The organism is Pedobacter agri (assembly GCF_032678665.1).
GTDB lineage: Bacteria > Bacteroidota > Bacteroidia > Sphingobacteriales > Sphingobacteriaceae > Pedobacter > Pedobacter agri_A.
Genome location: NZ_JAVTSH010000005.1, coordinates 364457 through 390389, shown reverse-complemented (window position 1 = coordinate 390389; position 25933 = coordinate 364457). Strand labels below are relative to the sequence as shown.

Sequence of the window (25933 nt, the reverse complement as noted above, 5' to 3'; positions counted from 1 at the left end):
TATATTACTAAATTGCGCCACAATTAATCAATATTTAGATGAAGCAACTCTACTACCTATCTGCGCTTACACTTTTATTTCTAACCACAAATGCCCAGGAAAAAAAGTGGGATGTCGAGAAATATCAGGGTACAACCAAAAACTTCACTTTAAACACCGATGAAGGTACCTGGATGAATCTTGACGTGAGTCCGGACGGGCAGGAAATTGTATTTGATTTATTGGGTGACATTTATACAATGCCAATTGCTGGCGGACAAGCTAAGCTAATCAGTGGCGGAATCGCTTATGATGTTCAGCCGAGGTTTAGCCCGAATGGTAAATACATCTCTTATACCAGTGATAAAAGTGGTGGTGATAACATTTGGATGATGAGCCGGGACGGTTCAAATAAAAAGCAAGTAACCAAAGAAAGTTTTAGGTTGTTAAATAATGCAACCTGGATGCCAAACAGCGAATATATTGTAGCCAGAAAACACTTTACGGCTGGTCGTTCTTTAGGTGCCGGTGAAATGTGGATGTACAGTATTAATGGTGGCGATGGCGTACAGTTAACCAAACGTAAAAACGACCAGCAAGATGCCGGAGAGCCCAATGTTTCGCCTGATGGCAGATACGTTTATTTTAGTGAGGATGTTACACCCGGACCAAATTTCGAATATAGTAAAGATCCGAACGGCACAATTTACGCCATTCGTCAACTGGATTTAACGACCGGAAAATTAACAACTTTAATTAATGAGCAAGGTGGTGCTTGCAGACCTCAAGTATCTCCCGATGGAAACTTAATTGCTTTTGTAAAACGTGTCAGATTAAAATCTATGTTATACGTTCAAAACATTAAAACGGGTGAGGAATGGCCTGTAAATGAAGATTTATCACATGACCAGCAAGAGACTTGGGCAATCTTTGGTGTTTATCCAAACTTTGCCTGGACACCAGATAGCAAAAGTTTAGTATTTTACGCAAAAGGAAAAATCAGAAAAACGGAACTTGCATCGCTAATTACTTCAACAATTCCTTTCCAGGCAAATACAGTTCAAACTGTTCAGCAGGCTTTACATTTCGAGCAGCAAGTTTTCAATAATGATTTCTCTGCCAAAATGTTGAGACAGTTAACTACATCGCCGGATGGCAAAACAATTGTATTTAACGCTGCCGGATATCTTTATAAACAGGAATTACCAAATGGCACACCTGAGCGTTTAACCAATGGTTTAGATTTTGAGTTTGAACCTGCTTTTAGTCCGGATGGAAAATTTGTAGTTTATGTTAGCTGGAGCGATGAACTTCGTGGAGCGATTAAAAGAGCTGATTTAAAATCAGGAAAAACCATAACCTTAAGTGATGAAAAAGGCTTTTACTATTCGCCTCAGTATTCAACCAAAGGTGATAAAATCGTTTTCCGGAAAGGAAGTGGAAATGATGTCTTAGGATATAATTACGGTCGTGGAACCGGTATTTTCACAATGGCTGCTAATGGTGGTTCGAAAACACTGGTATCAGATAACGGAATAAAACCATCATTTAATAATAGCGATACCCGAATTTATTTCCAAAGTTATGCTGATGGAAAGAAAGCTTTGAAAAGTATTGATTTGAATGGCGCAAACGAAAGAACGCATTTCACTTCTCAATATGCCAATCAGTTTGTGGTTAGTCCGGATAATAAGTGGCTGGCTTTTAATGAGCTTTTTAATGTATACATCACACCGATGATTAATGTGGGTACAGCCCAAGATGCATCGGCTGGAAACAAAGCCATTCCTGTTGCAAAAGTGACTACCGATGGCGGAACTTACATGCAATGGAGTGCAGACAGTAAAAATCTACATTGGACATTAGGCCCGAAATATTTTACCATCGATGTAAACAGTGCTTTCAATTTTAATGGTTCTACACCGAAAACTCAGGCCTCTTCCGTTGAAATCAATTTAACGCTAAAATCAGATGCGCCAACGGGAATTGTAGCACTTAAAGGTGCCAGGATTATTTCGATGAAGGGTGATGAAGTAATTGAAAACGGAACAATTTTAACTGACGGCAATAAAATTACCTCAATTGGCAAAGCCGATGCAGTAACTATTCCTGCAAATGCAAAAGTGATTGATGTACATGGTAAAACCATTATGCCGGGAATTATTGATGTTCATGCGCATTTACGCACCAGTCCGGATGGCATTTCACCACAAAGTGACTGGAGTTATTTGGCAAATCTGGCTTTTGGTGTAACCACATCGCATGATCCATCAAGCAATACGGAAATGGTTTTCAGCCAAAGCGAAATGTTAAAAGCTGGTAGAATGGTTGGCCCTAGAGTTTATTCAACTGGCGGAATTTTATATGGTGCCGATGGTGATTTTAAAGTTGTAATAAACAGTTTAGATGATGCTTTGGCGAATCTAAAACGCTTAAAAGCAGTTGGTGCATTTTCAGTAAAATCCTACAACCAACCACGCAGGGAGCAACGCCAACAGATTTTAGAGGCGGCTCGCCAATTAAAAATGGAAGTTGTACCTGAAGGCGGTTCAACGTTTTTTCATAACATGAATATGGTTGCGGATGGCCACACCGGAATTGAACACAGTATTCCGGTTTTACCGGTTTATAAAGACGTAACCACGCTTTGGAACAATACAACTGTGGGTTACACGCCTACTTTAATTGTGGCTTATGGCGGTCAGTGGGGCGAAAATTATTGGTACGACAGAACCAATGTTTGGGAAAACGAAAAGTTAATGAGTTACACGCCACGTTCGATTATCGATTCGAGAGCAAGGCGTAGAACCACTTCTGAATATAGCGATTACAACCACATCGACATTGCAAAAGCCACCAAACAAATTGCTGATGGCGGCACAAAAGTAAACTTGGGTGCCCACGGACAAATTCAAGGTTTAGGTGCACACTGGGAACTTTGGATGTTTGTTCAAGGCGGTTTTTCTCCATTACAAGCCATTAGAAATGCAACTTTAAACGGAGCGCATTATTTAGGAATGGATAAAGAAATCGGTTCTTTAGAAGTTGGAAAATTAGCTGATTTGGTGATTATGGATGCCAATCCTTTGGATGATATCCGTAACTCTGAAAAGATTAAATATGTAATGATTAATGGCCGTTTGTATGATAGTGCCACCATGAATGAAGTAGGCACTAGAGAGAAACTTCGTGGCAAATTATGGTTTGAAAGTGCAAAAGGAACCGGCTATATCATTCCAAACGGAGAATCAGAAACCTGGACTTTTACAGTTCCGCACTGCGATTAAAATAGTTCTTATAACCACTCAATTACTCCGTCATTTCGACTGTAGCGCAGTCCCGAAAATTCGGGAGAGAAATCTTTGGATTTTCCATCAGGTAAGTTCAAAGATTTCTCCACCACGGTCGAAATGACGATTACATAATGTTTGTTGTAGATTAAAGTACCAACAAACCAAATTCCCTCAAGTTATTTACCGGTTTGGAATACCAGAACAATTCGAAGTTTTCCATTTCGGTTTCAAAATCAGCTTTAACTTCAGCAAAAGAAAAAACCTTTTCGTTCGAAATATGGATTTTTTCTAAAATCGACATCAGCCATTCACCTTCGTTTTTACTGGTTTGAACGGTAAAACTCTCTTTTTTATCATGAAAAGTTAAGGAAGCCATTTCCCATGTATTACCTTTTTTCGATTTAGTAAAGAATTCTGCTGATGGCTTTCCTCCTATCCAAACTACTTTTGCAGTCGGTTTTGTATTGAAATTATTGTCGTCGTTTAAGGCTCTTTCAATAAAATCAGCTGAAATTTTGGTCCTTGGAATTTTAAAATCGAACCAGTCTTGCAGTTCATAATCGAAACAAATTCCATGCATAAAGTTGAATAACGATTTTTTCAATCCGTAACTGAATTTATTATGGTCTATGCCCGTTTTGTCGATGTAATTAATATCGTTATTGGCAAAGGTTCCGATAGTTTCTGTTTCTTTAACCACACCAAATTTCTCAGGATACATGCCCACCGGGCTATGTGCCGTCATGGCAAATTGATGCCAGAAACCGGATTGTAAAACTCCAGCTTCAAACAACTGCCGAACCATTTCCAGACTGTCAACCGTTTCCTGAATGGTCTGGGTTGGATAACCATACATCAAATATGCATGAACCATGATGCCAGCGGCAGTAAAATTCCGTGTTACTTTCGCAACCTGTTCAACGGTTACACCTTTATCAATTAATTTTAATAACCTATCAGATGCCACTTCCAAACCACCAGAAACAGCAATGCAGCCAGATGCTTTTAGTAACAAACATAAATCAGCAGTAAAACTTTTTTCGAAACGAATATTTGTCCACCAGGTTACCGCTAGCTTTCTGCGGATAATTTCCAAAGCAACCTCACGCATCAATGCTGGTGGAGCGGCTTCATCCACAAAGTGAAAACCATTTTGACCAGTTTTGGCATATAAATCTTCAATCCGATCAACAATTTGCTTTGCCTGAACGGGCTCATAAACTTTAATATAATCCAATGAAATATCGCAGAAAGTGCATTTTCCCCAATAACAGCCATGCGCCATTGTCAATTTATTCCAACGCCCATCGCTCCACATGCGGTGCATTGGGTTTACAATTTCTATTACCGAAATGTATTTATCTAAAAATAAACCGGCATAATCTGGCGTACCGACATCAACTTGTTTATAATCTTTTCTAAACGAATCGTTTTTATAAGCAACTTCGCCATCTTCTAAAAGAAATGTACGTTTGTACATTTGCATTTCTTTTGGAACCGTTCCGCTGATGTTCTGAATCAACAATTCGATTGGCAGTTCTCCATCATCCAGCGTGATAAAATCGAAAAACTCAAAAACTCTTTTATCGGATAGTGAACGTAATTCGGTATTTGGAAAACCGCCACCCATTGATATTTTAATTTCAGGGTAATTTGCCTTTACCCATTGCGCACAACGGAAAGCGCTGTATAAATTTCCAGGAAAAGGCACAGAAATCAAAAACAGTTTTGGCTGAACCGTTGCTATTTTATTCTGCAAAATTGAAATTAAAATTTTGTCGATGTAGGTTGGCTCTTGTTGTAAAGCAGTATAAAGTTCGTCGAACGAATTTGCACTTCGACCCAACCGCTCGGCATACCGACTAAAACCGAAATTTTCATCGATGCATTCTACAATATAATCGGAAATATCTTCGAGATAAAGTGTTGCTAAATGTTTGGCTTTATCTTGTGTTCCCATGGCACCGAAAGCCCAATCCAATTCTTCCAATTGGGCGAATCGAGATGCTTGAGGCAGAAAATCATCACCACAAATTTGCAGCGCCAATGTTGGGTTTTTCCCCTGAAGGAAAGCAATTACAGCATCAATGGTTTTTAAGTACTCATCCTTTAGTGCTAAAATGCGTTTTGCATTATCGCTTTTAGTTTTCTGATTGCTGGCCTCAAATAAATTCGCTAATCCTTTTTTCGAAAACAATTCTAAAATCACTTCAATACCTAAATCAGTCTGGGTTGAAGAAATATTTTTAGTGTTTAAAAATCCTTTGATATATGCCGTTGCTGGATAAGGAGTATTCAGTTGTGTAAAAGGCGGCGTAATGGCGAAGATTTCGGTTTTCAAAAGGAAATATTTTTTTCTGCAAAAGTAAGGGAATTTTTTAGAAGATGGGGTTTATAAAACGATGGTAACCTGTCCTGAAATTTCGGGATCTGCGTTTTTTATGGTTTAGAGATGCTAAAATATATTCAGCATAACGGCTTTGTTAGGATTGTGCTTAAACTAAATCTTCATTCTAAACGTTTTAAAACTACATCAACGCCATTTTTACTTTAATGAAAGTTTTGAATTTCCTTTTCCTTATCATGCTTTTTACGCAAATCAGCTTTGCTCAGAAAACATTTATTTTTCCAAAAGTAAAAACGCAAGGATCTTCTGTTGAGCAACTGACCCCAAACAACTGGACGATAATTGAAACTGCAAACGGTGATTTAAATAATGATGAAACTGAAGATTTGGCTGTAATTTTTGAATCGAATAAAATTACTGATGAAGCCAGAACTTATGGCGATAACAATTCTGAAATTATTAAAGAAACACAGAAGCCACGTATTCTGGCTATTTATTTTAAGGATAAAGTAACTGGAAATTATCGTTTATCCACGCAAAACAACGATTTCATTTTACGTTCTGAAGAAGGCGGAAAACTTGGCGACCCGTTAAATCAAATCGGAATTAAAGACCAGCAATTGTATTTGCGTTTTCAGGGCGGTGCAGAATGGCGCTGGGAAATGGGTTACACCTTCAAATTTGAAAACAAAGATTGGTTTTTAACCAGTGCTATTAACCTATATTTTAATCAAAACACGGGCGACATGACTGAACGAGTTTATGATTTTAAAACCCGTGAATTATTTACAACTGTTGGCAATCTGCACCGGCGGGATGTGGCTAATCGCAAAACCAGTGAGGTGTTATATTTTTCTCAATTGAGGACTTTCAAAACGTTCAAAAAGCCTTGGGCATGGGAAATTATGCCGAATGTTTATTTGTGATTTTGCCACGGGAACATAGAATACGCCGAATTTAATGCTTTTTTAAGGCGGTCGTCATTTGCGAGCATGCCTAAGAAACATGAAATACTCAGAACTATTGCATTTTCTAATGCGGTCGTCATTGCGAGGGATGAAGCAATCCTACAACTTTCGCTGTTTAAATCTATCGCTTTAAGATTGCTTCGTTCCTTGCAATGACGGAAATCGATCACATTCGCCACGGAAACACAGAAAACACGGAAATAGAAGGCTTATTTGTTTGCAATTGCTTCAAAAACCTTATAGGTTTTCAAAACCTATAAGGTTAATATGCTAATTGCTAAATATTTTGTGCGATTACAAATCCACTTGCCCAGGCCCATTGGAAATTATAGCCACCCAGCCAGCCTGTAACGTCCAGACATTCTCCTCCGAAAAACAAGTTCGGAATCTTTTTGCATTCCAACGTTTTAGAAGAAATTTCGCTGGTGTCGATTCCTCCCCGCATTACTTCGGCCTTATCATAACCTTTATCGCCGGCGGGTTTAACTTTGAATTGATGTATGGTTTGCTCAATTAATTGAATTTGAATATTTGTTAATGAAGCAACAGGTTTGCTTAAAGGTAAAAACTTACCCAAAGCATCAGTAAATTTCTTGGTATAAAATCTATTCAACAAAGTTGATAATAGTGTTTTGCCGTTGGATTTCCGTTCATCATCCAAAAGCGAAACAATATTTTGATGTGGTAACAAATCAAGGTTAACCACCTCACCTCTTCTCCAGAACGAAGAGATTTGTAAAATGGCTGGTCCGCTTAAACCCCAATGTGTAAATAAAATATTCTCTTCGAAAGAAATTTCATCGTTGCTCACTTCGCAAAAAACTGAATTGCCTGACAGTTGCGCAAACCATTCTTCATCTTTTCCAGTGATGGTAAGCGGAACCAAAGCCGGTGCTGTTTCTACAATTTTTAAATCGTGTTTGCGGGCAAAACGTAAAGCAAAATCAGTAGCACCCATTTTAGGAATGGGTAATCCGCCAGTGGCGATAACAAGTTTCTCAGCCGTTACAACAACTTTTTTCCCATTCTTTTCATAACTAACCTGAAAGCCGTTTGGTAATATTTCAATGTCTTTAACATCGGCATTGCAACGAATTTCCTGACCGAAATCTTCGCAAATTGAAGTAAAAACCTGCACTACATCTTTAGCATTTTTTTCATCAGGAAATAACTGTCCTAAAGTTTTTTCCTTGCCCTGGATGCCATAAGTTTCAAAAAAGCTAACGGTATCATCAACCGTCCATTGTGTAAAAGATGATTTGATGAAATGTGGATTTGCGGAAATAAATTGGTCTGCTGAGGCAAATTGATTGGTGTAATTGCAGCGACCACCTCCAGAAATTAAAATCTTCGCACCAGGTTTTTCATTTTTTTCGAGTACAATTACCTTTTTACCTAAATAACCGGCCTGTACTGCACACATTAATCCGCAAGCACCTGCACCAATAATTATTGCATCAGCATTCATGTGGCAAAGTTATAAGTTTTAGGTTTATTGTTGTGCCTGTTTTTAATAGCCCCGATTGTAGTGAAAATACTTTTTCAAAGTACTTTCGAAAAAGATTGCCACGTCGTGCCTCCTCGCAATGACGGAAATGGCGACGATTGACAAAACCTAAAAAGATTGAAACGGAAAGCGGGACGGAATTTTAATACTTGCTATGCCTTTGCGCTTCGAAATTTAAGTGATACAAATTAACTATTGTGCCTTTATCCTTGTTCTTTTTTCTATTTTTGCGTCTTAAAAATCTATCTTATTGATGGCAAAACAAATTAGCGAATTAAAATTAGGGATTTTAGGTGGCGGACAATTAGGCCGAATGCTCATTCAACAAGCGATTAATTATAACGTAAACTCGTTGGTTTTAGACCCTGACCCTGACGCACCTTGTAAACACATTGCAAATTATTTCGAGAACGGTTCGATAACTGATTTTGATACCGTTTATAATTTCGGAAAGAAGGCCGACATCATTACTATTGAAATAGAAAAGGTTAATATTGAAGCTTTAGAGCAACTGGAAAAAGAAGGAAAACAGGTTTTTCCACAATCGAGGGTGATTCGTTTAATTCAGGATAAAGGCGTACAGAAGCAATTTTTTAAAGAAAATGATATTCCGACCTCTCCTTTTCAAATTGTAAACACAAAGGACGATATGGAAAACAGCCATATTCCTTTTCCTTATATTTTGAAACTCAGAAAAGACGGTTATGATGGTAAAGGTGTGATGAAAATCAATAGCGCTGCCGATTTGGATAAAGCCTTTGATGCACCATGCATTATCGAAAAACTGGTTGATTTTGAAAAGGAAGTAGCGGTAATTGTTGCCCGCAACTCAAATGGCGACATGAAAACTTTCCCCATGGTGGAAATGGAATTCAATCCGGAAGCAAACCTGGTTGAGTTTTTAATTTCTCCATCTACTTATGCAGAAAGTTTACAGCAGAAAGCAGAAAACATCGCAAAAAACATCGCTTCATCGATGAACATTACTGGTATTTTAGCAGTCGAAATGTTTGTTTGCAGGGATGGCGAAATATTGGTAAATGAGGTTGCTCCTCGCCCACATAACAGCGGTCACCAAACCATTGAGGGTAACTATGTTTCACAATTTGAGCAACATTTACGCTCTATTTATAATTTGCCATTGGGCGATACAACCAGCATCACTAATGCAATTATGATTAATTTGCTTGGTGAAAAGGGTTCTGAGGGGGTTGCTAAGTACGAAAATCTCGAAAAGATTTTAGCCATCGATGGTGTGTTTGTACATCTTTACGGTAAAAAATATACAAAACCTTTCCGCAAAATGGGCCATGTAACCATTGTTGATATCGACAGAGAAAAAGCTATTGAAAAAGCAAGATACGTCCAAAAAACATTAAAGGTTATAGCTTAACCCCCTAGCCCCCTAAAGGGGGAACGACTGGCATAGTGGAAAAGCACTCGGAAAATTTAAAATACAAAAATATATAGAATAGATATGAGCATTGGAAATTCAAGTTCCCCTTTAGGGGCGGAGGGGTTAGTAGGTATAATAATGGGCAGTAAATCTGACTTACCCGTAATGCAAGATGCTGCTGATGTTTTAAAAGAATTTGGAATTGACTATGAAATTACGGTTGTTTCTGCTCACAGAACACCAGAACGCATGTTTAATTACGCAAAAGAAGCACAAGTAAGAGGTTTAAAAGTAATTATTGCTGGTGCTGGTGGTGCTGCACACTTACCCGGAATGGTTGCATCAATTACCACATTACCTGTAATTGGCGTTCCGGTAAAATCTTCTAATTCTATTGATGGCTGGGATAGTATTTTATCCATTTTGCAAATGCCAAACGGTATTCCGGTAGCAACAGTAGCTTTAAATGCTGCGAAGAATGCAGGTTTATTGGCTGCTCAAATTTTAGCTACCGCAGATGAGTCATTGACTGTGAAAATGCAGGCTTATAAAGATGAATTGAGGAGAAAAGTGGAAGAAAGCGCTGAAAATATGTAGTCAGATGTCGGAAATCAGATGATTTTATTTTTTAAAACTCATCACTTCGGTCTTCCGACTGCTAACCTTTCTGACCATAATTTAATTCAAACTTGGGTCTGCAGGGAAATTGCTAACGTGTGCATATTTCGGGCCCAGGTTTACAATCACATCCCTCCAAAGTTGTTCATCATCGTTTCCAAAAATAATTTCCGGACTAGAGATATCACTAACCATCCAGGCATTTTGTTCCAGCTCTCTGGTTAATTGCCCATCATCCCAACCAGAATAACCCATAAAAAACTTTATTTCATCTTCCTGAATGGCATTTGAATTGATCAAGATTTTTAGGGTTTCGAAATTACCTCCCCAATAAATACCATTGCCAATTTCTTCTCCGCTTTGTAACTTATCATAAGCCCTGTGAATGAAATGTAAGGTATCTGCAGCAACTGGTCCGCCGAAATAAATATGATTGTTTGCGTCCCATAAATCCTGAATAACATCTTTTAGAAGCAAATTACCAACCTGATTTAAAATATAACCAACCGTTCCCTCTTCACCATGTTCAGTTAATAAAACCACAGAACGTTTAAAATTAGGGTCAGCCATAAAGGGTTCTGAAATTAATAATCGGCCGGTTTTTGGTTTTATATTGTTTAGCATGACGATAATCATTTGTAGCACCGTAAAAGATGCCTATTTTTGTTAAATGCAAGTTACAAACGAATTTCTACAAAACCTGCGCCAAGATTATAAAAGCGCCACGTTAGATGAATCTGACGTAGATAACAATCCTATTACTCAATTTAAAAAATGGTTTGACAATGCTGTGGAAGCACAGGTTTATGAACCAAATGTAATGACTTTGGCAACTGCCGATAAAGCCGGTAAACCTGATGCCAGAATTGTTTTGCTAAAAGGTGTTGATGAAGATGGTTTTAGGTTTTTTACTAATTACCTGAGTGCCAAAGGGAAAGAATTGAAACGCAATCCTTATGCTGCACTAGTTTTCTTTTGGCCTGATTTAGAAAGACAGGTGAGAATTGAAGGAACGGTAGAAAAATTAGATAAAGAAACTTCTGAAGAATATTTCGTTACACGCCCGGTTGCAAGTCAGATTGGTGCTGTAGCATCTCCTCAAAGCCAGATTATTCCTAACAGGGCTTTTTTGGAAGAAAAATTCGAAGAACTAAAAGCTAAAAGTGATGGTAAGACAATTGTTAAACCTGCACACTGGGGTGGTTATATTGTAAAACCAACCCGAATTGAATTTTGGCAAGGCCGTCGCAGCCGGCTGCATGACAGAATAAATTTTGAATTGGTAAAAGGTAGCTGGGTAAAGAACAGGTTAGCGCCATAATAACCCTTAAAAATAAATAGAGATACGCCATCCAGCCATATCTCTATTCTAACTAATCATTAACTAACCTAAATTTACTAGGAAGTATCTTTATATAAAATCGTTGTGTTTTGATGAAAACGCCGACAAATATTTCTTTTTATTTATCAAGCAATTAAAACGCTTTTTTGTTTTCTTGATGAATCAAATTTCCGTCAAATTATGTCGTAAAAAAAGCCAGTATCGACAAACATGATCTTTGTGTCGACTAATTATTTGATTAAAAAAAATAACATTCATGTTAACATATTTTAACTTTAAATTTTTGTAAATCAATGAATTAAACAGTATTTATTAAACATTTATTTCGAATAATTAGGTTAACCAAATATATTTTCTATCGGCTCTCATTGTCAATTAAATAAAAGTTGTTTTTTTTGCGGTTGGGCATTCAAAAATGCCTTGAGTAAAAAATTTCTTACCATTTATGGTAAAGCTTTTCTTCATTTTTAATGATTTTATCTTGAACTTTTGTAAATAAATGACTACTCAAATATTAATGCTGAGCTAGCTTGTTTGTACAAAAGCGAAATTATTATTGTGGTTGGATCATGATTGCGTTTGGTAACTAACGAAGCCTTTTCATGCAAGACTCAGGTTGTAGTAAATCGGCGATATGATTAAATGGCCAGGTAAACCGACCAATAGAAATCAGCATCCGAATAAATCTAACAAATGAAAACAATTATCATTATTAGTGCGTAAACGATATATTTGAAAACCTCATGGAAAAAATTAAATTAAAAGCTAACCAAAATCAGTTTTATCATGATTAAAAATATTTCAATAATTGGATCGGGCACAATGGGAAATGGAATTGCGCATGTTTTTGCCCAGTTTAACTACCAGGTAAATCTGATCGATGTCAGTCAGGAAGCGCTTGATAAAGCTTTGCTAACCATCACCAAAAATCTCGATCGCCAAATTTCAAAAGGAACTTTGACAGAAGATCAAAAGACAGCAACGCTGGAAAACATCAACACGTTTACCGTAATGCAAGAAGGTATTCAAAATGCAGATCTGGTGGTTGAAGCCGCAACTGAAAACATCGATTTGAAACTTAAAATTTTCAAAGATTTAGATGAGTTTGCTCCGGCAGAAGCTATTTTAGCCTCAAACACCTCGTCAATATCTATCACGCAAATTGCAGCGGCTACCAATCGTGGAGACAAAGTAATCGGCATGCATTTTATGAACCCTGTTCCTGTGATGAAGTTGGTAGAAGTCATTCGCGGCTACCAAACAAGTGATGAAACCACACAGATCATCATGTCGCTTTCTGAAAGCCTGGAAAAGATACCCGTTGAGGTAAATGATTACCCTGGTTTTGTAGCCAACAGAATTTTGATGCCAATGATTAATGAAGCCATTTACACGCTATATGAGGGTGTTGCAGGTGTTCATGAAATCGATACCGTGATGAAATTAGGTATGGCACACCCCATGGGCCCACTTCAACTGGCCGATTTTATCGGGTTGGATGTTTGCTTAGCCATTTTAAAAGTGCTTCACGAAGGATTTGGAAACGCTAAATATGCCCCTTGTCCCCTATTAGTAAATATGGTTACTGCCAGGAAAAAAGGAGCAAAAACGGGCGAAGGCTTTTACAAATATACCGCTGGTTCAAAAGAGTTAGTTGTGGCTGATAAATTTAAAAAATCCTAATTTTTTTAGCATTTAATTTTATATTTGCTGTATGAATGAAAATCTTGATCCAGATGCAAGCAACTTAACGCCTACCGATAGAGATATTGAAAGGGTTTTAAGGCCACAGGCTTTTGAAGATTTTACCGGACAAGAGAAAGTGATGGAGAACCTGAGGATTTTTGTTCAGGCTGCTAAACTTCGCGGCGAAGCGTTAGATCATGTACTACTTCACGGTCCTCCGGGATTAGGAAAAACGACACTTTCTTATATTATTGCTAATGAGATGGGTGCCGGAATTAAGGTAACTTCTGGCCCTGTACTTGATAAACCTGGTGATTTAGCCGGTTTACTAACTGGGCTAGATACTGGCGACATTTTATTCATTGATGAAATCCATCGCCTTTCGCCTTTGGTTGAAGAATATTTGTATTCAGCTATGGAAGATTTCAAGATTGATATCATGTTGGAAACAGGTCCAAATGCCCGTTCCGTACAAATCTCCCTAAATCCATTTACACTGGTTGGTGCAACTACACGTTCGGGTTTGTTAACAGCACCTTTGAGGGCTCGGTTTGGAATCAATTGCCGTTTGGCATATTACGATGCAAAACTTTTGACCACTATTGTCTTGCGTTCATCTGATATTCTGAATACACCTATTGATGATGAAGGTGCTTACGAAATTGCCCGCAGAAGCAGAGGAACACCTCGTATTGCGAATGCATTGCTACGTAGAACAAGAGATTTTGCACAGATTAAAGGCAATGGAAACATTGATCCTGAAATAGCTAACTATGCTTTAAATGCATTAAATGTTGATGAACATGGTTTGGACGAAATGGACAATAAAATTCTGGTGACCATAATCGATAAATTCAAAGGTGGTCCGGTGGGCTTAAAAACCATTGCCACTGCTGTAGGAGAAGATGAAGGTACGATTGAAGAAGTTTATGAACCATTTTTAATTCAGGAAGGTTACATTATGCGTACCTCCCGCGGACGAGAAGTAACAGAAGCGGCATACAAACATTTGAAGAAAAGTTTTCCCGGACAGACTGGGAAATTATTTTAGGTTTTTCTCAAAGATTTAGAGTTTTATTAAATACAGTGATCTAAAAATACTATTCCATTAATAAAACCCGATCGCAATATATTATCTCATCTTTTAGCTGTTGTTTGTGCCAATCTTATTGCTGTAAATTCAGCAATGAGATTGCCACGTCAGGATGAAAAATCTTGACTCGTAATAACGCAAGTAGGCTACATCAATCAAAGACATTCTAAATAAAACCTTAATTAATATGAACATTTAGGGCATTTCTCTGTTCATCAATGTAGAAATCAAACATTATGAATATAGAAATACGCAAACTAACACTTGAAGATTATGCCGATTTAAAAGAGTCTATGGTTCAGGCCTATGATAGCATGGGCGGCTCCATATGGCCAAAATCAAGTATTGCAAAACTCCTGAATATTTTCCCTGAAGGCCAGCTTTGTATCGCTGTTGATGATAAAGTGGTGGCTTGTTCACTTTCTATTATCGTGGAATATGATGAATATGGCGATCGACATACCTATAAATTAATCACAGGAGATTATTCTTTCACCACCCACGATCCAAATGGTGATACCTTATACGGCATTGAAATTTTTGTGCATCCGGATTTTAGGGGGTTAAGATTAGGCCGCAGACTTTATGAAGCCAGAAAGGAACTTTGTGAGAGTTTAAACTTAAAAAGCATCATTGCTGGTGGACGGATTCCTGGTTATCACCAGTATGCACAAACCCTTTCGCCAAGGCAATATATCGATAAAGTGAAGGCAAAGGAGATTTATGATCCTACCCTAACTTTTCAAATTTCGAATGATTTTCATGTAAGAAAAGTGTTAAAAAATTATCTCCCTGGCGATAAAGAGTCGAAGGAATATGCAACATTAATTGAGTGGAATAACATTTATTATCAGGGGCTTGACGCTTCAGCACGTTCGGCCATGACCATCCGCTTAGGGCTGGTACAATGGCAAATGCGTTTGTTCCCGGATATGGAATCATTTTATGAACAAGTAGAATTCTTTGTCGATGCGGTAAGTGGATACAAATCAGATTTTGTGATGTTCCCGGAATTGTTCAACACACCTTTGTTGCAGCCTTATAACCATCTGCCTGAAATCGAAGCCATGCGTAAACTGGCTGAGAAGACAGAAGAAATTGTCGCAAAAATGCATGAATATGCCTTAAGTTATAACATCAATATCATTACCGGAAGTATGCCTTTATTAGATGGTGGGAAACTATACAATGCTTCCTATCTGTGTCACAGAACGGGAAAGATTGATGAGTTCCGTAAAATCCACATCACGCCAAATGAACAAAAATATTATGGTATGGTAGGTGGAGATAAGGTTCAGGTTTTTGATACGGATTGCGGTAAAGTAGGTATTTTAATCTGCTATGATGTCGAATTTCCTGAACTGAGCAGAATTTATGCCGATCAGGGCATGCAAATCCTATTTGTACCCTTTTTAACAGATACACAAAACGGTTATACCCGAGTTCGGCATTGTGCCCAGGCAAGAGCCATTGAAAATGAATGTTATGTTGCCATTGCGGGCTGCGTAGGTAACCTTCCGAAGGTTAATAACATGGATATTCAGTTTGCACAGTCTGCCGTGTTTACGCCATCCGACTTTGCTTTTCCAACCAATGCCATCAAAGCTGAAGCTACGCCGAATACCGAAATGGTATTATTGGCCGATGTTGATCTTCATCTTCTGGATGAATTGCATCACTATGGAACAGTAAAGGTATTGAAGGATAGAAGAACAGATTTGTATCAAACCAAGCTTTTGAAATAATTCGAAATAAAAAAACGCCGGTCGCATCAACAACCGGCGTTCATTATAAACTAAAGCTAACTATTTTTTCATCGCGAACCATACGATTAAACCAATGATAACCGCGATTGGAATAATCCATTTTAATACCGATCCTGCTCCGTTTTCATCTTTTTCTGTTACAGCAGGTTGTGCTGGTCCCGGATCTTCTTTATGACTTTCGTAATCTTTTTCTATCGGCTTAGGAGCTTCTCCTGATTCCGTATGTTTTGGATCTATATTTTCCATAAGTGTTGTTGAGTAAGGTTCTTTTAATCCAATTCTTTGAATGTTAAAGAACTGCAATTAATTAATTTAGTTTTCTGTAAATAGAACAAGCGATTGTTAAAAAGGTTTTGCTTCTTAAGCCTTATCTTTGCAATTCGTGTACAATAATGCTGCAAAATATAGCCAACTTATAAAAGATGAAGCCATTAGGCTTGGCTTCCTGTCTTGTGGTATTTCAAAGGCCGAATTTTTGGAAGAAGAAGCACCTCGGCTGGAACAATGGTTGAATAAAAACCATCATGGCGAGATGAAGTATATGGAAAATTATTTCGATAAACGTCTTGATCCTCGTCTGCTAGTTGATGGTGCCAAATCAGTGATTTCTTTATCTTTAAATTACTACACGGAAGAAAAACAGGTAGATCCGAATGCGCCTAAAATTTCAAAATATGCATACGGGCAAGATTATCACCATGTGATTAAAGATAAGTTAAAGGCGCTCACCCATTTCATCGAAGAAAATATTGGAGAAGTAAGTGGAAGGGCCTTCGTTGATTCGGCACCGGTGCTAGACAGGGCCTGGGCAAAAAAATCAGGCATTGGCTGGGTTGGGAAAAACTCAAACCTGATCAGTAAAACCGACGGCTCATTTTTCTTCCTGGCCGAGTTGATTGTAGATTTAGAACTGGATTATGATCACCCTTTCCAAACCGATCATTGTGGAACCTGTACCCGATGCCTTGATGCATGCCCTACAGATGCAATCATTGCCCCACAAGTTGTTGATGGCACCAAATGCATATCGTATCTGACTATTGAGCTAAAAAACGAAATCCCCACTGAATTTAAAGATAAAATGAGCAATTGGATGTTTGGTTGCGATATCTGCCAGGACGTGTGCCCCTGGAACCGTTTTTCGAAAGTACATTCGGAGGAAGCATTTAAAGCTGAAAACGGTTTATTGGATTTAACTGAAAAAGATTTGACAGAGATAACCGATGAAGTTTTTAAAAAGGTTTTTAAAGGTTCAGCAGTAAAAAGAACGAAGCTAACAGGCTTAAAAAGAAATATAGATTTTTTGAAAACGCAGTAATCCGTCATTGCATTACAAAAGGCAATCTGTTCGGAAAGATTACTAAATACCATGCGATGACAGAAACCGGCTTAATTCACGTTAAAACTGTTGTCGCTTTTAACCTTATCGGGTACGTGGCTGCTTCCCATTACCACTTTACTTAGTTTTTTATTGGTTTTTATTTTGATTTCAACCTGCTTCGCTCCTTTTTCCCAAATGCCAATGCTACTGTGATTAGTTTCTTTTGATCCATCGCTGTAAGCTAAAGTTAAATCTACCGGCAGCGCTTTAACGCCCTTGTTTTCTATCGTTACCGAATAACCATCAGCAGTTTTCTCGACAGATCTTATTGCCATATCTAAAACGCCTCCTTCAAAAAACCAAGGCTTCCAAAACCAGTTCAGGTTTTTGCCACTTCCTTCGTTCATGCTATTGAAAAAATCATACGGCATTGGATGTTTTCCATTCCAGTTTTTAATGTAATTGTGAAGTGCTTTCGTAAAAAGCTCATCTCCTAAATAATCCTTAACATATAAATAAGCTAAACCTGGTTTTGGATAAGAATTGGTAAAACTTCCAGAACCTTTTAAATCAGGTGTTAAGGTCATGATCGGTGTGTCGTCCTTGCTTCCTGATGATGAAGCAGTTGGTTGAATACCATATTCATCCACAATAGTCGAATCAATCATCGGAGAAATCAGCCACTCACCTATTGTTGCCCAACCCTCGTCCATCCAACCGTATTTTGTTTCGTTAATGCCCATATAAAATGGGAACATGGTATGGAAAATTTCATGATCTGTTAACGTGATGGCATCCTCCCTGTTGTCTACAGGATTATCGTTTACCATCATTGGATATTCCATTTGATCTAAACCATCAAAAATGGTTTCGTGATTGTAGGGAAATGGCCATTTAGGAAATTTATAACTCATCGACTCAACTGTTTTGCGGGCAAAGTCAATCACTTCATAATAATCTTTATGTTTTGGATTGAAGACCGCGTCAACCCGTGTTCTGCGTTTTGTTTTAGGGTCGACAACTAAACTAGTAGACTTCCAGATATAATGGTCACTTAACGCAAAAACAAAATCGGTAACATTTTTAGCTTCAAACTTAAAAGTATTGAAGGCATTAGGTTGCATTACTTTCTTGCCTGCTAAATCCTGATCGGTAATTACATCAACTACGGCATCGTTTTTTTCTGCAGATGCTATTCTCGACACAATTTCTTTCTGAAAAACTTCAGCTGGATTTTTCAGGTCGCCGGTTGCCCAAACAGCATAGCCACCAGGTGCCGTAATTTGTGCTTTAAATTGATCGAAATCGTTGTAAAACTCTTCGGAACCAGTGTAAGGGTATTTGTTCCAGCCATCCACATCATCATAAACGGCAATTCTCGGAAAAAAATAAGCAATGAAATGAGAACCTTCATCTACCTGGCCGGTGCGAACATGCGATCCTTTATTAACGGTATAGTTGTAATCGAATTTGAATTTAATTGTTTTGCCAGGCAACAAAGGCTGGATGGCGATTTGCATGTTAGTGCCATCAATTTGTAGATGATCGAGTCCAAGTTGTTGGTCGTCCTGCAAAACTGAAGTAATTTTCACACCCTCGCCCAGGTCTGATTCAGAAATTTTTGATTTCCTCGGTGTACCTTTTTTATATAGGTTAGGATAAAGCTTAAACCAGATTTCTTTCAAGGTATCAGGACTATTGTTCGTATAAGCCACTTCAACTTTTCCTTTTAGCAATCTTGAAACCGGATTGAAATCAACTTTTAGATCATATTTTGAAGAATTTTGCCAATAATTCTGACCAGGTTTACCTGAAATTGAACGGGTTCCTTTTTGATAGGTATTTTGAAACACCGGTTCAATGGGAAGCTGAACCTGGGCATTTACACAAACTGCAGCGAACAGCAAAATGCTTACTAGTTTAATTGATTTCATTCTGAATAATTAACGGGTAACGGCTAATATTGATGCGGAAATCTCTATTTACCGAATTTCATTTTTAATTGCTCCAACATATCTGTATTTATAGGCTGAGCTGGTTTTTCAGGCTTTGGCTGTGGTTTTTGTTGATGTTGAGGCCGCTGTGCTGGTGCATTTTGTTGTGGTTTTGCTGCACGGTTCTCATTTTTCTTTGCGTTAAATTTCGCCCACTCTTCATCTAATTTTTTCTTGGTGTAAAGCGGGAAATCGCCCTGCTTCATCCAGGCATAATAACTCGGCTCTACAGCAAAAACCTGCGCTGTGGTTTTGCCTTTATGTTTACCAAAATTAAAGCAAACTTCGTTTTTATCATTATAAACCATTCGTCCGGCAAAGTCTACAGGTTTATGAATATTGGTAAATACATGTAAGGCATCAACATCGTTTACAACCGGAATACTCTTATTTCCTTGCTTATCTTCGAATTCCTTCTCCTTATACATTTCCAGCTGACCAAGCAACACTCTATAAGTTGCGATCACATCAGCTTCAGCGGCATGGGCATTCACTAAATCTTCCTGACAATAAAATTTGTAGGCTGCTTTTAGTGTACGTTGTTCCATCTGGTGGAAAATATTCTGCACATCTACAAATTTACGTTCATTCATATCGAAATCGATATCTGCCCTTAAAAATTCTTCTAAAAGCATCGGTATATCAAACTTATTAGAGTTATAACCGGCTAAATCACTCTCCCCAATAAACGCAGCAATCTCTTTCGCCAAAACTTTAAAAGTAGGCTCATTTGCAATATCTTCATCGTAAATACCATGAATTAAGGAAGTTTGCAAAGGAATTGGCATTTCAGGATTCACCCTCCAGGTTTTAACTTCTTCAGTACCATCTGGCATCGCCTTCAGGATGGCAATCTCTACAATTCTATCTGCGCCTACATTTATACCGGTAGCTTCTAAATCGAAAAAGGCTAGCGGACGTTTTAAGTTTAATTTCATTTTGTTAGATATGAGAAAGATGATATAGCATTACACTAGATCGATTTTACATGTTTACCCAAAAGTGCTAAAAAGGATTGATTTGTTTGTAAAACGAGGGATTAATTTGAAAATTTAATTTTAAAATTATTTCTCAATGTTAAATCCTAGCTTTAAATTGCCGCTTAATTAAACAACGCCCTCCATGAAGAAATCCCTATTTTTCTTTCTCTTATCTTTCCTATCTATCAACACATTTTCGCAGAATTTTGATTATGGCTCTATCACTTACAATGATTATGAATTTGATAGAAAAAAAATCGACAGTAATGCCAATGCTGTTGTGCTTAAAGAGTTTGGTACGGCGAGGATTGATATCGATGATGCTACCGGTCGGTTAGAACTTATTTTCGACTATCATGTAAAGATTAAAATATACAATAAAGAAGGTTTTGACAACGCCAATGTAATTGTTCCCTTATATAAAGATGATACCCGCGAAGAAACCATTAATGATTTGAAGGCTTCTACGTTTAACTATGTTGGCGGAAGGTTCGTGGAAACCGTTATGGATAGAAAAGCCACTTTTTTTGAAAACAGATCCAAGTACACCAAACTGTTAAAATTCACGCTTCCTAATTTAACAGAGGGATCAATTATCGAATATAGCTATCGTTTAAAATCTCCAAACCTGTTTAACTTCAAAACGTGGAATTTTCAAAGTAACATTCCGAAGGTAATTAGTGAATACCAGGTGCTCATTCCCGGTCTTTATAATTACAACGTTTCCCTTCGGGGTTACCAGAAACTCACTGATCAGAAAGTGGAACTGTTACGCGAATGTTTACGTTTGAACGGAGCCACTATTGATTGTTCGAAGATTACTTATCTAATGAAAAATGTGCCTGCTTTTATTGAAGAAGATAATATGACAGCACCAAGCAATTTCAGGTCTGCCATTTATTTCGAACTCTCTGACGTGGTTAATCCTTCAGGTGCAAAAACCTCATATACTAAAACCTGGAAAGATGTTGATTATGAGCTTACCAGCGATAAATCTTTTGGTTCGCAAATGAAAAGAAAAGATGTTTATAAGGAATTAATTCCAGCCGTTATCAAAGGTGCGGGAGATGATTTAAGTAAAGCCAAAGCCATCTATAACTACATCAAAAAACAAGTGAAATGGGATAATTATTATGGCATTTACAGTGCAGATAATATTAAAAAATCATTAGATAACCGATCAGGAAGCGTCGCTGATGTTAATTTAAATTTGATTGCTGCACTTTCTGCCGCAAATCTCGATGCTGAGGCTGTAATACTCTCAACCAGAGAAAATGGCATGATTAATAAGCTTTATCCGGTTATTTCAGACTTTAATTATGTTGTAGCGAAGATTAACATTGGCGATAAAAGCTACATGTTGGATGCTACAGAACCCTTATTACCTTTTGGGTTATTGCCCATGCGCTGCATGAATGATCAGGGACGTGTGATAAATCTGAAAAAGCCATCTTATTGGATAGATTTGAAAGCAAGTCAAAAAACGGTAACCAATTATATTTTAAATGGGAAACTTAATAACGATGGCAAAGTGATTGGAACCTTAACAACAATTTCTCAGGGTTATGCCGCATATAATAAGCGAAAAGAAATTAAACGATACACTTCTCCTGAAGAATTTGTAGAAAAATTGGATGATCGACTTACAAAAATTAAGATTTTAAACCATACGATTGGTAACCTGGATAGCGTTGAAAATCCACTCACAGAAAGCTACGAAATTGAATTTACTGTAAATGATGGATCAAACAACAATAATTTTTACTTAAGTCCTTTCTTCATCAATGCCATTACTAAAAACCCGTTCAATTTAAATATAAGAACCTATCCTGTAGATCTAGGTGTTGCATCTGATGAGCGGATCATCATCAACATCGATCTTAATCAGAATTACAATCTGGTAGAAAAACCGAAAGATCTGGCCATCGGGCTTCCGAATAATGGTGGAAGATATTTGCTGCAAACACAATTGGATGGTAAAACGCTATCATTAAGCCAGATTTTGCAGTTTAATAATGCCATTTACGAACCTGAGGAATATCCTTATTTGAAAGCGTTTTACAGCAAAATTATCCAAAATCAAAAAGCAGAGTATCTGTTAAAAAAGGTCGATTAACATGAAGATTAAATTAATATTGTTTTGCTTTTTGGCTTTTGCGAATGCAGCTGTTGCACAGGATAATTATGATGTTGATCTAATTGCCAGTAGTTTGAAAAATCGGGCTAACGCCTGTATCAGGCTTGATGAAACAGTTGTGGACATGCGAGCTCCTGAAAACGTGATGGAAACCGTAAAAAAAGCAATAACTGTTTTCAATGAAAATGGCGAAGATGAAGCTCGCCTGGTTTTACATTACGATAAAAACACATCAATAAAAAGTATAAAAGGCGAAGTTTACAATGCTGTAGGTAAACTGCTGAGCAAATTCACTCAAAACGACTTTTCTGATATTAGTGTGGCGGATGGGTTTTCACTTTTTGTTGATAGCCGGGTTAAACACTATTTACCAAACGTAAATCAATATCCTTATACCGTTGTTTACCATTACGAAATTAGAAACAAGCAAAATTTAGGAATACCAGGATGGCGACCAAAACCCGCTGATGACGTTTCTGTTGAGCAAAGTTCATACACCTTCATTTCTAAACCAACTGATGAGGTTCGCATTAAAACTCTCAATTACAACGGTACGCCAGAAGTTATAACAGATGAAAAGCAGAAAAAAATGATTTGGAAAGCCAGCAATATGTTGGCTGTTAAATCTGAACCCTATAATCCTGATCCCCTTACCTACCGAACAAGTGTTCAAATAGCGCCAACTCAATTTACCTATTACAATTACAAAGGAAGTTATCAAAACTGGGAGGAATTAGGCAAATGGGTATATGACAATTTGATCAAACAACGCAATACCTTATCGCCTGCAACCGTTGCCATGGTTAAAAACCTGGTAAAGGATGAAAAAACTGATAAGGAAAAGGCAAGAAAAATCTATCAATATTTGCAAGGTAAAACGCGTTACATCAGTGTACAGATTGGCATTGGAGGAATTCAACCAATTGCGGCCAGCGAAGTAGATCGTTTAGGTTACGGTGATTGCAAGGCTCTGGTTAATTATATGCAAAGCATGTTGAAAGCCGCTGATATCGATTCTTACTATTGTGTTGTGGAAGCGGGAAGTGAAAAGAAAAGCATGGATCCTAAATTCGCAGATATGTCGCAAGGCAATCACATCATTTTATGTCTTCCATTGAAGAATGATACGACCTGGCTGGAATGTACAAGTCAAAAAATTCCCTTTGGGTTTTTAGGGGATTTTACCGACGATAGAATTGTTTTTGCTTGTACGCCTGAAGGAGGAAAATTGTTGCGTACACCAAAATTGGCTGCTGAAACAAACCTGCAACTGCGTAAAGCGAACTTAAAAATTAATCAGGAAGGAACCGTTACAGGAAGTATGAATACTGTTTTTTCCGGAGCCCAGTACGATAACCATGAGTCGATTATTGGTAAACCGATCGCCGAGCAACATAAAGCGCTAAAATCATCTTACAATATTGATAATATAAACTTCGACACCATAGTTTATGCCCAGGAAAAAACTTCAGACCCAAAAATAACTGAAGATTTACAAGTTAACATCGGGCACTATGCCACAATTAATGGCGATAAACTCTACCTGCAACCGAACGCATTTAATATTACAAGATCAATTCCGGAGGTAAAAAACAGAACATTACCCGTTTACATCAACAGAGGATATACGGATGAGGATACCATTTCTTATCAGCTTCCTGATCAGGTATTAACGAATTTCGTTTTACCAACTGATAAAATTCTGAAGAGTGATTTTGGATGGTATGAGGCAAAAGTAAGCTTTGCCGGAAACAAGATTACATATTCCAGAAAAATAAGAATCAATGATGGAACTTATCCTGCCGAGAAATATGCAGAATTCTCAAAATTTATGAGCGACGTGAATGCCGCCGACCATTTAAAGCTGGTACTTAGCTTAAAAAAATAATTCCTAAGCCAATCCCGACAATCATAATCAAATACATTATTATTTCTGTACTGGCGAAACGTTTATATTTGGTCCAGAAGGAATAATCGTGATCTTGGTTTGGCATTTTAGCTATATAAACTTCAAAGATAGATAAATCGAGCTAATTATCCGGTTTATAAGTTGTAATCTCTCTGGCCATGCCTTTAAATAACACAATATGAAAGGGCCACATGGCATACCAGTACATGCGTCCCCACAAACCTTTAGGCCTGAAAGTAGCAATTTGCGAAAGAAAAGCTTTGCCATGAAACTCAACCAGTTTAAGTTCCAGCCATGCTTCTCCGGGTACTTTCATTTCGGCGTACAACAATAATCTTTTGTTTTTCCGATCTGCTAAAAGTACCCTCCAAAAGTCAAGTACATCGCCAGCCTGCAGATCAACATTACTTGTTCTTCCGCGTCGGGTACCTACACCCCCAAAAATTTTATCGAGGAAGCCACGCAGCTGCCAAAGCCAGTCCATAAAATACCAGCCTCTGCTCCCACCAATACTCCATATATTTTCAAAAACTTCTTCTGCCTTACGTTCAAAGGGCATTTTTACTTTGTATTGTAATGTTCCGTTTTGAGGGACTTTTATCTGATCCATGAAATCAGTTTGTAAATATCCCCTGTTTAGCGCATCTTTCCAGCTGGATACAATAGAATTCTGATCGATCTTTTCAAAAGCCAGATGCAAAGCCTCAGCATACGTTAAACAGGTTCGGGGCACAACACTTTTAATACGATCATCTTTACAAACCACTTCGTTTTTCATGCTGTCTACTAAACTTTTGGCCAATGAATATGGAACGGGCGTAATTAAGTTAAGCCAAAGCGACGATAATCTGGGCGTGAGCACCGGAACGGTAATAATCCATCTTTTTAAGCCTCGTTCATTCGCATAACCCAGCAACATATTTTTATACGTCAAAATATCCGGACCGCCGATATCAAACGTTTCATTAAAAGCCTTTTCATTGTGTAGCACACCACCCAAATATCCCAACACGTCACGGATGCCAATTGGTTGACATTTGGTTTTTACCCATTTTGGAGCAACCATAACCGGGATTTTCTCAGTCAGATCTCTAATGATTTCGAATGAAGCGCTACCTGAACCGATGATTATTGCCGCCCGCAAAATGGTACAGGCAATGCCTGAAGATTTTAATTCTTCTTCAACCGCTAAACGGGAACCTAAATGTTTTGATAGGTGTTCATCATTTGCAATCCCTGTAAGATAGATGATTTGTTTACAATTGGTTTTCTGAATGGCATTTGAAAAATTTTCTGAAGATTGCCTTTCCATATCATCAAAACCACTGTCGCTTGATGACATGGAATGAACCAAATAATATGCTGCATCGATATCAGTTGGAATTTCATTGAGTGTATCCGCTTTGAGCAAGTCGCCGCTGATAATTTCTACCTCATCACTTAAATCAGACTTAGCAGCAAATCTACGCTCATCTCTAACCATGCAAACTACCTGATGGCCTTCTTCCAACAGCAGTGGCAATAGTCTTGTACCGATATAACCGTTTGCCCCAGTGAGTAGAATTTTCATGATTATCAGTTTTAAATTACAACACCG

Annotated in this window: 18 protein-coding genes; 11 read left to right on the top strand and 7 right to left on the bottom strand. The window is 37.8% G+C overall.

The genetic code is table 11. The features are described 5' to 3' along the window. Positions 1 to 38: 38 nt before the first annotated feature. Positions 39 to 3266 carry an amidohydrolase family protein gene (locus tag R2Q70_RS12940; protein ID WP_316807991.1) on the top strand — a complete coding sequence of 1076 codons (3228 nt, stop codon included), beginning with the start codon at positions 39 to 41 and terminating at the stop codon, positions 3264 to 3266. Positions 3267 to 3417: 151 nt separating this feature from the next. Here the strand turns inward: R2Q70_RS12940 and R2Q70_RS12935 are convergent, their stop codons facing one another. Continuing rightward, positions 3418 to 5613, bottom strand: coding sequence for a radical SAM protein (locus R2Q70_RS12935; protein ID WP_316807990.1), 2196 nt, complete (start codon positions 5611 to 5613; stop codon positions 3418 to 3420). Positions 5614 to 5855: 242 nt separating this feature from the next. Here R2Q70_RS12935 and R2Q70_RS12930 point away from each other — a divergent pair, with 242 nt between their 5' ends. Continuing rightward, a complete protein-coding gene (locus R2Q70_RS12930) occupies positions 5856 to 6545 on the top strand; it encodes a hypothetical protein (protein ID WP_316807989.1) in 690 nt (229 codons plus the stop codon). A gap of 319 nt (positions 6546 to 6864) precedes the next feature. Here the strand turns inward: R2Q70_RS12930 and R2Q70_RS12925 are convergent, their stop codons facing one another. Continuing rightward, a complete protein-coding gene (locus R2Q70_RS12925; protein WP_316807988.1) occupies positions 6865 to 8055 on the bottom strand; it encodes an NAD(P)/FAD-dependent oxidoreductase in 1191 nt (396 codons plus the stop codon). Positions 8056 to 8347: 292 nt separating this feature from the next. Between R2Q70_RS12925 and R2Q70_RS12920 the strand changes: the two genes are divergently transcribed. Next, a complete protein-coding gene (locus tag R2Q70_RS12920) occupies positions 8348 to 9487 on the top strand; it encodes a 5-(carboxyamino)imidazole ribonucleotide synthase (protein ID WP_316807987.1) in 1140 nt (379 codons plus the stop codon). 84 nt (positions 9488 to 9571) lie between these two features. After that, complete coding sequence (purE, locus tag R2Q70_RS12915; protein ID WP_316807986.1) at positions 9572 to 10087, top strand: 5-(carboxyamino)imidazole ribonucleotide mutase; 516 nt, start codon at positions 9572 to 9574, stop codon at positions 10085 to 10087. An 81-nt stretch (positions 10088 to 10168) separates the two neighbouring features. On the opposite strand, the gene R2Q70_RS12910 is transcribed toward purE, so the two are convergent. Further along, entirely contained in the window at positions 10169 to 10732 is a 564-nt protein-coding gene (locus R2Q70_RS12910; RefSeq protein WP_316807985.1) for a YqgE/AlgH family protein, read from the bottom strand. 46 nt (positions 10733 to 10778) lie between these two features. On the opposite strand from R2Q70_RS12910, the gene pdxH reads away from it, so the two are divergent. The 4 genes from pdxH to R2Q70_RS12890 all read left to right on the top strand — a co-directional run bounded on the left by pdxH (position 10779) and on the right by R2Q70_RS12890 (position 15974). Further along, entirely contained in the window at positions 10779 to 11429 is a 651-nt protein-coding gene (pdxH, locus tag R2Q70_RS12905) for a pyridoxamine 5'-phosphate oxidase (protein ID WP_316807984.1), read from the top strand. Positions 11430 to 12233: 804 nt separating this feature from the next. Continuing rightward, positions 12234 to 13133, top strand: coding sequence for a 3-hydroxybutyryl-CoA dehydrogenase (locus R2Q70_RS12900; protein WP_410478381.1), 900 nt, complete (start codon positions 12234 to 12236; stop codon positions 13131 to 13133). A gap of 31 nt (positions 13134 to 13164) precedes the next feature. Further along, a complete protein-coding gene (gene ruvB, locus R2Q70_RS12895; RefSeq protein ID WP_316807982.1) occupies positions 13165 to 14187 on the top strand; it encodes a Holliday junction branch migration DNA helicase RuvB in 1023 nt (340 codons plus the stop codon). A 278-nt stretch (positions 14188 to 14465) separates the two neighbouring features. After that, a complete protein-coding gene (locus R2Q70_RS12890; RefSeq protein WP_316807981.1) occupies positions 14466 to 15974 on the top strand; it encodes a bifunctional GNAT family N-acetyltransferase/carbon-nitrogen hydrolase family protein in 1509 nt (502 codons plus the stop codon). Between the two features lie 60 nt (positions 15975 to 16034). Here the strand turns inward: R2Q70_RS12890 and R2Q70_RS12885 are convergent, their stop codons facing one another. Further along, positions 16035 to 16241 (bottom strand): hypothetical protein, encoded by a 207-nt coding sequence (locus tag R2Q70_RS12885; RefSeq protein ID WP_316807980.1) that lies wholly within the window; start codon positions 16239 to 16241, stop codon positions 16035 to 16037. Between the two features lie 136 nt (positions 16242 to 16377). Between R2Q70_RS12885 and queG the strand changes: the two genes are divergently transcribed. Next, positions 16378 to 17313: a tRNA epoxyqueuosine(34) reductase QueG gene (gene queG / locus R2Q70_RS12880; RefSeq protein WP_316807979.1), complete on the top strand. Its 936-nt coding sequence runs from the start codon at positions 16378 to 16380 to the stop codon at positions 17311 to 17313. Between the two features lie 71 nt (positions 17314 to 17384). Here the strand turns inward: queG and R2Q70_RS12875 are convergent, their stop codons facing one another. Beyond that, positions 17385 to 19250, bottom strand: coding sequence for a M1 family metallopeptidase (locus R2Q70_RS12875; protein WP_316807978.1), 1866 nt, complete (start codon positions 19248 to 19250; stop codon positions 17385 to 17387). Positions 19251 to 19294: 44 nt separating this feature from the next. Then, positions 19295 to 20248 carry an exonuclease domain-containing protein gene (locus R2Q70_RS12870; protein ID WP_316807977.1) on the bottom strand — a complete coding sequence of 318 codons (954 nt, stop codon included), beginning with the start codon at positions 20246 to 20248 and terminating at the stop codon, positions 19295 to 19297. Between the two features lie 184 nt (positions 20249 to 20432). Here R2Q70_RS12870 and R2Q70_RS12865 point away from each other — a divergent pair, with 184 nt between their 5' ends. After that, a complete protein-coding gene (locus R2Q70_RS12865) occupies positions 20433 to 22406 on the top strand; it encodes a DUF3857 domain-containing protein (protein ID WP_316807976.1) in 1974 nt (657 codons plus the stop codon). 1 nt (position 22407) lies between these two features. Further along, a complete protein-coding gene (locus tag R2Q70_RS12860) occupies positions 22408 to 24315 on the top strand; it encodes a DUF3857 domain-containing transglutaminase family protein (RefSeq protein ID WP_316807975.1) in 1908 nt (635 codons plus the stop codon). A gap of 142 nt (positions 24316 to 24457) precedes the next feature. On the opposite strand, the gene R2Q70_RS12855 is transcribed toward R2Q70_RS12860, so the two are convergent. Then, positions 24458 to 25906 carry an SDR family oxidoreductase gene (locus R2Q70_RS12855; protein WP_316807974.1) on the bottom strand — a complete coding sequence of 483 codons (1449 nt, stop codon included), beginning with the start codon at positions 25904 to 25906 and terminating at the stop codon, positions 24458 to 24460. Positions 25907 to 25933: the final 27 nt, after the last annotated feature.

Excerpts from the sequence above, each read along its gene's own strand:
- R2Q70_RS12860 (WP_316807975.1), top strand. The coding sequence starts at position 22,408 with ATGAAGATTAAATTAATATTGTTTTGCTTTTTGGCTTTTGCGAATGCA.
- R2Q70_RS12940 (WP_316807991.1), top strand. The coding sequence starts at position 39 with ATGAAGCAACTCTACTACCTATCTGCGCTTACACTTTTATTTCTAACC.
- R2Q70_RS12875 (WP_316807978.1), bottom strand. The coding sequence starts at position 19,250 with ATGAAATCAATTAAACTAGTAAGCATTTTGCTGTTCGCTGCAGTTTGT.
- pdxH (WP_316807984.1), top strand. The coding sequence starts at position 10,779 with ATGCAAGTTACAAACGAATTTCTACAAAACCTGCGCCAAGATTATAAA.
- R2Q70_RS12930 (WP_316807989.1), top strand. The coding sequence starts at position 5,856 with ATGCTTTTTACGCAAATCAGCTTTGCTCAGAAAACATTTATTTTTCCA.
- R2Q70_RS12890 (WP_316807981.1), top strand. The coding sequence starts at position 14,466 with ATGAATATAGAAATACGCAAACTAACACTTGAAGATTATGCCGATTTA.
- R2Q70_RS12920 (WP_316807987.1), top strand. The coding sequence starts at position 8,348 with ATGGCAAAACAAATTAGCGAATTAAAATTAGGGATTTTAGGTGGCGGA.
- R2Q70_RS12910 (WP_316807985.1), bottom strand. The coding sequence starts at position 10,732 with ATGCTAAACAATATAAAACCAAAAACCGGCCGATTATTAATTTCAGAA.
- purE (WP_316807986.1), top strand. The coding sequence starts at position 9,572 with ATGAGCATTGGAAATTCAAGTTCCCCTTTAGGGGCGGAGGGGTTAGTA.
- R2Q70_RS12855 (WP_316807974.1), bottom strand. The coding sequence starts at position 25,906 with ATGAAAATTCTACTCACTGGGGCAAACGGTTATATCGGTACAAGACTA.
- R2Q70_RS12925 (WP_316807988.1), bottom strand. The coding sequence starts at position 8,055 with ATGAATGCTGATGCAATAATTATTGGTGCAGGTGCTTGCGGATTAATG.
- R2Q70_RS12870 (WP_316807977.1), bottom strand. The coding sequence starts at position 20,248 with ATGAAATTAAACTTAAAACGTCCGCTAGCCTTTTTCGATTTAGAAGCT.
- ruvB (WP_316807982.1), top strand. The coding sequence starts at position 13,165 with ATGAATGAAAATCTTGATCCAGATGCAAGCAACTTAACGCCTACCGAT.
- R2Q70_RS12885 (WP_316807980.1), bottom strand. The coding sequence starts at position 16,241 with ATGGAAAATATAGATCCAAAACATACGGAATCAGGAGAAGCTCCTAAG.
- R2Q70_RS12865 (WP_316807976.1), top strand. The coding sequence starts at position 20,433 with ATGAAGAAATCCCTATTTTTCTTTCTCTTATCTTTCCTATCTATCAAC.